Raw genomic sequence first — 11,735 nt, 5'->3', positions numbered from 1 at the left:
ATAAATAAAAGTAAAAAGCTTAAAAACGTTTACAATTTAGAATGACTATAAATTTAAAAAGAAGGTGACTTATTCAATATTTAAGTGTCACATTTTAAAAACTTAACAGTTTTACTCACGTAAATTCTAACTAGCTCCAAATACATTTTAAAACTATCTCTTATGAAAAATAATACCCAAACCAGAACTAATTTTATAATAGTTTTTATTTTCACTACATTTTTTCTACTAACAAGTTCTAATATTTACAGTCAAGATACAGATGGAGATACTTATGCAGATGTAGTTGACTTAGACGACGATAATGACGGTATTTTAGATGCTGATGAAGGATGTCCTGCAATAGAAATACAATGGAATCATAATGATGGTGGCGGTCAAGGACAAGCTATAACATATGGAGCTGGTGCAAATACTTATTTTAGTGGGGCATCAAACCTATCTTTCGGTCCAGGTATTTTTGAAAACCCAGACTATGCATTTACATATATATTTGGTGGAGCAGATCAAACTACGTTTGCTGGAGCAAAAACTAATGGAGATTATGTAGAAGTATCCTATACACCTAATTCAAATCTCTTTATTAACCAAATTAATTTTGGTTATTGGACAACCAATATAGGAGATATTGAATTTAATATGGGTAATCATAAATTGGCAGTTGAAGTATCAACAAACGCTACTGATTTTAGTGCTGCAGATGTTTTACTTGTAGATATGCAGGTAGACAATATGCAAGCACCTAGTAGTTATGTGTTTATCGGAAACTCCATTAATAGTTATTTATTAGAAGCTAATACTACTTACTACTTTAGAACTTATTTGTATGATGAACAAAATACCGATCCTCAAAACAGAGTTCGTTTTGATGATTATTATTTTAATTTTGATGCAGATTGTGATAATGATGGTGATGGTTTACCAAATTCATTAGATACAGATTCAGATGGAGATGGTTGTCCTGATGCTATTGAAGGAGCAGGCACATTTACAGCTTCAGATTTAGATGGAGATAATTCGCTTGGTGATGTTGTAGATGGTAATGGAGTTCCAAGTATAACAAGTGGTGGTCAAGCAACCACAGCTGCAGTAACAAATAGTGGAGATGCCTCCGCTTGTCCTCCAGACTCTGATGGAGATGGAGTTCCAGACACTTCAGATGTTTGCCCTGGATTTGATGATGCCCTAGATAATGATGGAGATTTAGTTCCTGATGGTTGTGATTTAGATAATGATAACGATGGGGTTTTAGATTGTGATGAGAAGAATTTATTGAATTCTGAATTTCAAGATATTTTTTCAATAAATGGAACAGCGGTACAAATTGCTCCAAATGAAGTTCGTTTAACTGAAGCACTTAATAATCAATCTGGTCAGGCATTCTCTTTTAACACTTTAAGTTTTAATGAAGATTTTAACTTTTCTTTTGAAGCTAATTTAGGCACAAATGATGGTGGAGCTGATGGTATTGCAATTGTGTTTCACAATGATCCTTCAGGGTTCTCTGTTATAGGTGCTAACGGACAAGGCATGGGAGCTGGAGGTATTATAGATGGAATTGTTTTAGAAATTGACACCTGGGACAATGGAGTTGGTTTAAACGACATACCTAATGATCATACATCCATTTGGGATTCTAACGATCAAGCTGCAGGAAATTTATCTTCTGCTGTAGATTTTGGAAACCTAGAAGATGGCAATTGGCATTTGGTAAATGTAACTTGGAATGCGGGTACACAAACAATAAGTTATACTCTTAACGGAATTTTAGCAGGAAGCTATACAGGAGATCTTATCAATAATTATTTTGGAGGAAGCAGTTATGTTTATTTAGGGTTTACTGCTTCAACAGGAGGTGCTATAAATAACCATAGCATTCGTTTCTCTGGTTTTTGTGATATTCCAGTTTTTATAGATACTGATGGAGACACATTTCCTAATCATTTAGATACAGATTCAGATGGAGATGGTTGTCCTGATGCTATTGAAGGAGCAGGCACATTTACAGCTTCAGATTTAGATGGAGATAGCTCACTTGGTGATTCAGTAGATAGCAATGGTATTCCAGTTAGTGCAAGTGGTGGTCAAGCAACCACAGCAGCAGTAACAAATAGTGGAGATGCCTCCGCTTGTCCTCCAGATTCAGATGGAGATGGCGTTCCAGATGCTTCCGATATTTGTAACGGATCTGATGATAATGCAGATAATGATGGAGATTTAGTACCAGATGGATGTGATCTTGATGATGACAATGATGGGATATTGGATATAGATGAAAATTCGTCTTGTGGTACATCAGGTTCAATTAGTGTTACACTTTTTAATGAAGACTTCGGGCAACAACCATCAGGAGCAGTTAGCACCAACTTACCGGGTGTAGGGACAGGAGCGGTTACAACATACACATATTATGAAGCAATCGAAGGAACAACACCAACAGGAGGGGGAGCAGGTACTTCATCTCCGGGAGCTTCTTTGCAAGATGGTTATTATACAATTTTTGATAATCCATTAGAGGTTGCACAATGGGCAAGTGGTGTATGGCAACCATTAGGAGATCATACTGATGGAGTAACAGCAACTGGGGGCAGAATGTTTATGGTAAATGCAGGCGTTGCAGGTGAAGAATTTTATAGACGAACACTTACAAATGTAGTAACCGGTGCTCCAATTAATGCTTCTTTGTGGGCAATGAATATGGATTTACAAGGCGGTAGAAATCTTCCTAATTTTAGAATTAGATTTGAAAGAACAAGTGATAATTCTTTATTGTATGAATTTGATACAGAGCCTATTGCTATAGCTGCATCTGGTGATTGGGCAAATGCTTGGAAGTTTTTCGAAAACCCAACACTTTTCATTCCAACTACAACCGATGATATAGATATTGTTTTAATAAACTTAGGAGAAACTGGAGCAGGAAATGATTTAGCAATTGATGATATTTTAGTTTTTCAAACTTTTTGTGATACAGATTTAGATACAATTCCAGATTATTTTGATGCAGATTCTGATGGTGATGGTTGTCCTGATGCAGTAGAAGCGGCAGGAACATTTACAGCCTCAGATTTAGATGGAGATAATTCGCTAGGTGATGTTGTAGATGGCAATGGAGTTCCAAGTATAACAAGTGGTGGTCAAGCAATAACATTAGCAGTAACAGACAATGGAGATGCTTCTGCATGTAATCCAACAGCACAAGATGATACGATTACTGGAATAAGCGAAGACTCTACAAACAATACACTTGATGTACTTGCAGACAATGGAAATGGATTAGATGATTTTGGTGGTGATGGGCCTAATGTTGGAACTATAGGCTTGGTAAGTGCTACGACAACCAATGGTGGAACAGTAACTGTTAATGATGGTGGTACGCCAGATAATCCAATAGATGATACGATAGATTATACACCTGCTTCAGATTTCAATGGTACTGATACTTTTGATTATACAATTACAGACTCAAATGGAGATGTTTCCACGGCTACGGTAACTGTAACAGTTACCCCAGTAAACGATGCCCCAGTCGCAGATGATGAATTATCAGAAACGACTATTGAAGACACCCCAGTAACAATAAATGTATTAGATGGCGATACCGATGCCGAAGGTGATGTATTAACAATCACCGAAGTAGACGGTACCCCAATCGCAGAAGGCGAGACGGTAGCAGTAACAGGTGGCACAGTCACCTTAACCGGCGGTGAGTTGGTAGTGACTCCAGATGCAGATAGTACGGTAGATGTAAGTTTTGATTACACGGTAGATGACGGTAATGGCGGCACAGACACAGGCTCAGTATTAGTAGACGTAACCCCAGTGAACGATGCCCCAGTAGCCGATGATGAATTATCAGAAACGACTAATGAAGACACCCCAGTAACAATAAATGTATTAGATGGCGATACCGATGCCGAAGGGGATGTATTAACGATCACCGAAGTAGAGGGTACCCCAATCGCAGAAGGCGAGACGGTAGCAGTAACTGGCGGCACAGTGACCTTAACCGGCGGTGAGTTGGTAGTGACTCCAGATGCAGATAGTACGGTAGATGTAAGTTTTGATTACACGGTAGATGACGGTAATGGCGGTACAGACACAGGTTCGGTATTAGTAGACGTAACCCCAGTGAACGATGCTCCAGTAGCCGATGATGAATTAACAGAAACGACCAATGAAGACACGCCAGTAACAATAGATGTATTGGATGGTGATACCGATGCAGAAGGCGATGTATTAACGATCACCGAAGTAGACGGTACCCCAATCGCAGAAGGCGAGACGGTAGCAGTAACAGGTGGCACAGTCACCTTAACCGGCGGTGAGTTGGTAGTGACTCCAGATGCAGATAGTACGGTAGATGTAAGTTTTGATTACACGGTAGATGACGGTAATGGCGGCACAGACACAGGCTCAGTATTAGTAGACGTAACCCCAGTGAACGATGCCCCAGTAGCCGATGATGAATTATCAGAAACGACTAATGAAGACACCCCAGTAACAATAAATGTATTAGATGGCGATACCGATGCCGAAGGGGATGTATTAACGATCACCGAAGTAGAGGGTACCCCAATCGCAGAAGGCGAGACGGTAGCAGTAACAGGCGGCACAGTGACCTTAACCGGCGGTGAGTTGGTAGTGACTCCAGATGCAGATAGTACGGTAGATGTAAGTTTTGATTACACGGTAGATGACGGTAATGGCGGCACAGACACAGGCTCAGTATTAGTAGACGTAACCCCAGTGAACGATGCCCCAGTAGCCGATGATGAATTATCAGAAACGACTAATGAAGACACCCCAGTAACAATAAATGTATTAGATGGCGATACCGATGCCGAAGGGGATGTATTAACGATCACCGAAGTAGAGGGTACCCCAATCGCAGAAGGCGAGACGGTAGCAGTAACTGGCGGCACAGTGACCTTAACCGGCGGTGAGTTGGTAGTGACTCCAGATGCAGATAGTACGGTAGATGTAAGTTTTGATTACACGGTAGATGACGGTAATGGCGGCACAGACACAGGCTCAGTATTAGTAGACGTAACCCCAGTGAACGATGCCCCAGTAGCCGATGATGAATTATCAGAAACGACCAATGAAGACACCCCAGTAACAATAAATGTATTAGATGGCGATATCGATGCCGAAGGGGATATATTAACGATCACTGAAGTAGACGGTAGCCCAATCGCAGAAGGCGAGACGGTAGCAGTAACTGGCGGCACAGTCACCTTAACCGGCGGTGAGTTGGTAGTGACTCCAGATGCAGACAGTACGGTAGATGTAAGTTTTGATTACACGGTAGATGACGGTAATGGCGGGACAGACACAGGTTCAGTATTAGTAGACGTAACCCCAGTGAACGATGCCCCAGTAGCCGATGATGAATTATCAGAAACGACTAATGAAGACACCCCAGTAACAATAAATGTATTAGATGGCGATATCGATGCCGAAGGGGATGTATTAACGATCACCGAAGTAGACGGTAGCCCAATCGCAGAAGGCGAGACGGTAGCAGTAACAGGCGGCACAGTGACCTTAACCGGCGGTGAGTTGGTAGTGACTCCAGATGCAGATAGTACGGTAGATGTAAGTTTTGATTACACGGTAGATGACGGTAATGGCGGCACAGACACAGGCTCAGTATTAGTAGACGTAACCCCAGTGAACGATGCTCCAGTAGCCGATGATGAATTAACAGAAACGACCAATGAAGACACGCCAGTAACAATAGATGTATTGGATGGTGATACCGATGCAGAAGGCGATGTATTAACGATCACCGAAGTAGACGGTACCCCAATCGCAGAAGGCGAGACGGTAGCAGTAACAGGTGGCACAGTCACCTTAACCGGCGGTGAGTTGGTAGTGACTCCAGATGCAGATAGTACGGTAGATGTAAGTTTTGATTACACGGTAGATGACGGTAATGGCGGCACAGACACAGGCTCAGTATTAGTAGACGTAACCCCAGTGAACGATGCCCCAGTAGCCGATGATGAATTATCAGAAACGACTAATGAAGACACCCCAGTAACAATAAATGTATTAGATGGCGATACCGATGCCGAAGGGGATGTATTAACGATCACCGAAGTAGAGGGTACCCCAATCGCAGAAGGCGAGACGGTAGCAGTAACAGGCGGCACAGTGACCTTAACCGGCGGTGAGTTGGTAGTGACTCCAGATGCAGATAGTACGGTAGATGTAAGTTTTGATTACACGGTAGATGACGGTAATGGCGGCACAGACACAGGCTCAGTATTAGTAGACGTAACCCCAGTGAACGATGCCCCAGTAGCCGATGATGAATTATCAGAGAGTACCAATGAAGACACGCCAGTAACAATAGATGTATTGGATGGCGATACCGATGCAGAAGGCGATGTATTAACGATCACTGAAGTAGACGGTACCCCAATCGCAGAAGGCGAGACGGTAACTGTCACTGGCGGCACAGTCACCTTAACCGGTGGCGAGTTGGTAGTGACTCCAGATGCAGACAGTACGGTAGATGTAAGTTTTGATTACACGGTAGATGACGGTAATGGCGGCACAGACACAGGTTCGGTATTAGTAGACGTAACCCCAGTGAACGATGCCCCAGTAGCCGATGATGAATTATCAGAAACGACCAATGAAGACACGCCAGTAACAATAGATGTATTGGATGGCGATACCGATGCAGAAGGCGATGTATTAACGATCACTGAAGTAGACGGTACCCCAATCGCAGAAGGCGAGACGGTAACTGTCACTGGCGGCACAGTCACCTTAACTGGCGGCGAGTTGGTAGTGACTCCAGATGCAGACAGTACGGTAGATGTGAGTTTTGATTACACGGTAGATGACGGTAATGGCGGTACAGACATAGGTTCAGTATTAGTAGACGTAACCCCAGTGAACGATGCCCCAGTAGCCGATGATGAATTATCAGAGAGTACCAATGAAGACACGCCAGTAACAATAGATGTATTGGATGGCGATACCGATGCTGAAGGCGATGTATTAACAATAACAGAAATAAACGGTAGCCCAATCGCAGAAGGCGAGACGGTAACTGTCACCGGCGGCACAGTCACCTTAACTGGTGGTGAATTGGTAGTGACTCCAGATGCAGATAGTACGGTAGATGTAAGTTTTGATTACACAGTAGATGACGGTAATGGCGGTACAGACACAGGTTCAGTATTAGTAGACGTAACCCCAGTGAACGATGCCCCAGTAGCCGATGATGAATTAACAGAAATGACCAATGAAGACACGCCAGTAACAATAAATGTATTGGATGGCGATATCGATGCTGAAGGCGATGTATTAACAATAACAGAAATAAACGGTAGCCCAATCGCAGAAGGCGAGACGGTAACTGTCACCGGCGGAACAGTCACCTTAACCGGTGGCGAGTTAGTAGTTACTCCAGATGCAGACAGTACGGTAGATGTAAGTTTTGATTACACGGTAGATGACGGTAATGGCGGCACAGACACAGGTTCGGTATTAGTAGACGTAACCCCAGTGAACGATGCCCCAGTAGCAATAGATGATTTAGCAAGTACTGATGAAGACACACCAGTATTGATAGATATCTTATCAAACGATACAGATATTGATGGAACAATAGATCCAACAAGTGTAACAGCAGTAACATCACCAAGTAATGGAACGATAAGTATCGATCCGGTAACGGGCGAGATAACCTATACACCGGATGCAGGGTTTAATGGAACAGATACATTTGAGTATCAAGTATGTGATGAAGACGGAGCTTGTACAACAGCAAGCGTAGAAGTTACAGTAAATGATATTAACGATGCCCCAGAAGCTATGGACGATGTTGCGACCACAGACCCAACAGTTCCAGTAGTAATAGATATCTTATCAAACGATTCAGATATTGATGGAACAATAGACCCAACAAGTGTAACAGCAGTAACATCACCAAGTAATGGAACGATAAGTATCGATCCAGTAACGGGCGAGATAACCTATACACCAAATGCAGGATTTAGTGGAACAGATACATTTGAGTATCAAGTATGTGATGATGATGGTGTTTGTGATACAGCAACAGTATCAGTTATTGTGCCAGCAACGTCATTACCACCAGTAGCTAATGCAGATACAAATACAACATTAGAAGATACAACATTGTTAGTAGATAGTTCAAATGGATTATTATCAAATGACACAGACCCAAACCCTTCAGATGTACTAGTAGTAACAGAATTCACAGTAATGGGTGTTAGTTATCCAGCAGGAACAACGGTTGCATTAGCAGAAGGAGATTTAACAATAAATTCAGATGGAAGCTATGAGTTTGTACCAGCGACTGATTTTACAGGAGCAGTACCACAAGTAACTTATACAATAGAAGATGGCAATGGTGGTTCAGATACAAGTACATTAGATCTTACTGTAACATCGGTAAACGATACACCAGTAGCAATAGATGATGTAGCAAGTACCGATGAAGACACACCAGTATTGATAGATATCTTATCAAACGATACAGATATTGATGGAACAATAGATCCAACAAGTGTAACAGCAGTAACATCACCAAGTAATGGAACGATAAGTATCGATCCGGTAACGGGCGAGATAACCTATACACCGAATGCAGGGTTTAATGGAACAGATAGTTTCGAGTATCAAGTATGTGATGAAGACGGAGCTTGTACAACAGCAAGCGTAGAAGTTACAGTAAATGATATTAACGATGCCCCAGAAGCTATGGACGATGTTGCGACCACAGACCCAACAGTTCCAGTAGTAATAGATATCTTATCAAACGATTCAGATATTGATGGAACAATAGACCCAACAAGTGTAACAGCAGTAACATCACCAAGTAATGGAACGATAAGTATCGATCCAGTAACGGGCGAGATAACCTATACACCAAATGCAGGATTTAGTGGAACAGATACATTTGAGTATCAAGTATGTGATGATGATGGTGTTTGTGATACAGCAACAGTATCAGTTATTGTGCCAGCAACGTCATTACCACCAGTAGCTAATGCAGATACAAATACAACATTAGAAGATACAACATTGTTAGTAGATAGTTCAAATGGATTATTATCAAATGACACAGACCCAAACCCTTCAGATGTACTAGTAGTAACAGAATTCACAGTAATGGGTGTTAGTTATCCAGCAGGAACAACGGTTGCATTAGCAGAAGGAGATTTAACAATAAATTCAGATGGAAGCTATGAGTTTGTACCAGCGACTGATTTTACAGGAGCAGTACCACAAGTAACTTATACAATAGAAGATGGCAATGGTGGTTCAGATACAAGTACATTAGATCTTACTGTAACATCGGTAAACGATACACCAGTAGCAATAGATGATGTAGCAAGTACCGATGAAGACACACCAGTATTGATAGATATCTTATCAAACGATACAGATATTGATGGAACAATAGATCCAACAAGTGTAACAGCAGTAACATCACCAAGTAATGGAACGATAAGTATCGATCCGGTAACGGGCGAGATAACCTATACACCGAATGCAGGGTTTAATGGAACAGATAGTTTCGAGTATCAAGTATGTGATGAAGACGGAGCTTGTACAACAGCAAGCGTAGAAGTTACAGTAAATGATATTAACGATGCCCCAGAAGCTATGGACGATGTTGCGACCACAGACCCAACAGTTCCAGTAGTAATAGATATCTTATCAAACGATTCAGATATTGATGGAACAATAGACCCAACAAGTGTAACAGCAGTAACATCACCAAGTAATGGAACGATAAGTATCGATCCAGTAACGGGCGAGATAACCTATACACCAAATGCAGGATTTAGTGGAACAGATACATTTGAGTATCAAGTATGTGATGATGATGATGTTTGTGATACAGCGGTTGTTACAATAACAGTAGTTGATGTTGTAGATATTACCGACACAGATGGTGATGGATTAACAGATTTAGAAGAAACTACAGGTGTTGATGATCCAAATACTCCAGCTATACCTAATGGAATAACTGATGAGAATGACTCTTGCGATCCATTTAGAAGAGACATTTGTGCCATTGAAATTGAAGTAACTAAAACAGCTCAAGTATTTGGAACATCTGTTGGTGATGAAATTGAATATACTATTGAAGTTGAAAACACCGGAGATGTTGTATTGACACAACTAATTTTAGAAGATATATTTACAGATGCAAATGGTAATTCTATAACACTAACAGAAGAGCCTAGTTTTATAAGTTCAACTTTTGGAAGTGAGGAAGGAATATTACTTTCAGGTGAAATTGCTACTTACAGTGCTAGTTTTAGAATCACACAAGAAACTATTAATGCTGGAGGTGTTAATAATAGTGTTGTAGCAACTGCTTTAACAAGATTTTCAGAATTAGTAAGTGATACAAGTGATAACGGAGATGACTTTGATGGAAATGTGAAAGATGATTCAACATTTGTAGAATTAGGTTGTTTACTTGTATTTAATGAGTTCTCTCCAAATGGAGATGGTGATAATGATGTTTTGATTATAAATTGTATTGAAAACTATCCTAATAATAAATTAGAAATATATAACCGTTGGGGTAATATAGTTTATGAGAAGAAAGGGTATAACAATGATTGGAATGGAATTTCAAACGGACGTGCAACTGTAAACGTTTCAGAAGAATTACCAGTAGGAACATATTATTATGTTCTAGATTTTGGAGATGGTTCTAAACCTAAAGTAGGATGGATTTATTTAAACAGATAATAGTAGAAGACTAAAAAAATATTAGAAAAAATGATACAAAAATCATCATTAATAAAAGGTTTAGCTTTAATAGTAATTACTATGCTATTTAGTGTAGAAATTAAAGCACAACAAGACCCGCAGTATACTCAATATATGTATAACACAATGAGTGTAAATGCTGCTTACGCAGGACAACGAGATGTATTAAGTGCAACAGCTTTATACAGAACACAATGGGTAGGATTAGATGGAGCTCCTAAAACACTTAGTTTTGGAATTCATTCTCCATTACGAAATGAGAGAATTGGTTTAGGGTTAAATATTGTTAGCGATCAATTAGGGCCATCAGAAGAAACAAGTATAGATGCAAATTTATCTTACACCATACCAGTTAATGAACTTAAAGACTTAGAACTTTCATTTGGACTAAAGGGAGGACTACATATTCTTGATTTGGATTGGAGTAAAGGGCGTTTTCAAAATCCAGATAGATTATTTAACAACAATGTTAATTTAATATCTCCTACACTTGGTGCAGCAATGTATTTGCATTCAGATAGATGGTATTTAGGAGGGTCAATCCCAAATATTATTACAACAGAGCATTATGATGATTTTCAAGAATCAATAGCTACAGAGCGATTACACTATTTTTTAATTGGTGGTTATGTATTTGATTTAAATGCAAATACTAAACTTAAACCTGCATTTTTAGTAAAAGGAGTTTCAGGAGCACCATTAATTGCAGATGTTTCTTTAAACGCACTGTTTAACGAAAAACTTACTTTAGGTTTAGCCTACAGGTGGGATGATTCTGTAAGTGGTTTAATTGGTTTTCAAATGAGTGATGTGTTGAGAATTGGTTATGCCTACGATTTAACCACTACGGGTTTAAACAACTACAACAGTGGTTCGCATGAAATTATGTTAACTTTTGAGTTAAGATCTGCCGGAAAATTACTATCACCAAGATTCTTTTAAAATTGATCATT

General features: G+C 40.2%; 2 protein-coding genes. Both read left to right on the top strand.

Translation table 11 applies throughout. The features are described 5' to 3' along the window. The first annotated feature begins 162 nt into the window (after positions 1–162). Positions 163–10,761 carry a tandem-95 repeat protein gene (locus MBM09_RS13675; protein ID WP_238674281.1) on the top strand — a complete coding sequence of 3,533 codons (10,599 nt, stop codon included), beginning with the start codon at positions 163–165 and terminating at the stop codon, positions 10,759–10,761. A gap of 30 nt (positions 10,762–10,791) precedes the next feature. Then, positions 10,792–11,724 carry a type IX secretion system membrane protein PorP/SprF gene (locus MBM09_RS13670; RefSeq protein WP_238674280.1) on the top strand — a complete coding sequence of 311 codons (933 nt, stop codon included), beginning with the start codon at positions 10,792–10,794 and terminating at the stop codon, positions 11,722–11,724. The last annotated feature ends 11 nt before the right edge of the window (positions 11,725–11,735 follow it).

The sequence above is a fragment of the Flaviramulus sp. BrNp1-15 genome (genome assembly GCF_022259695.1).
Taxonomy (GTDB): domain Bacteria; phylum Bacteroidota; class Bacteroidia; order Flavobacteriales; family Flavobacteriaceae; genus BrNp1-15.
This window is presented reverse-complemented; position numbering and strand designations above follow the sequence as displayed.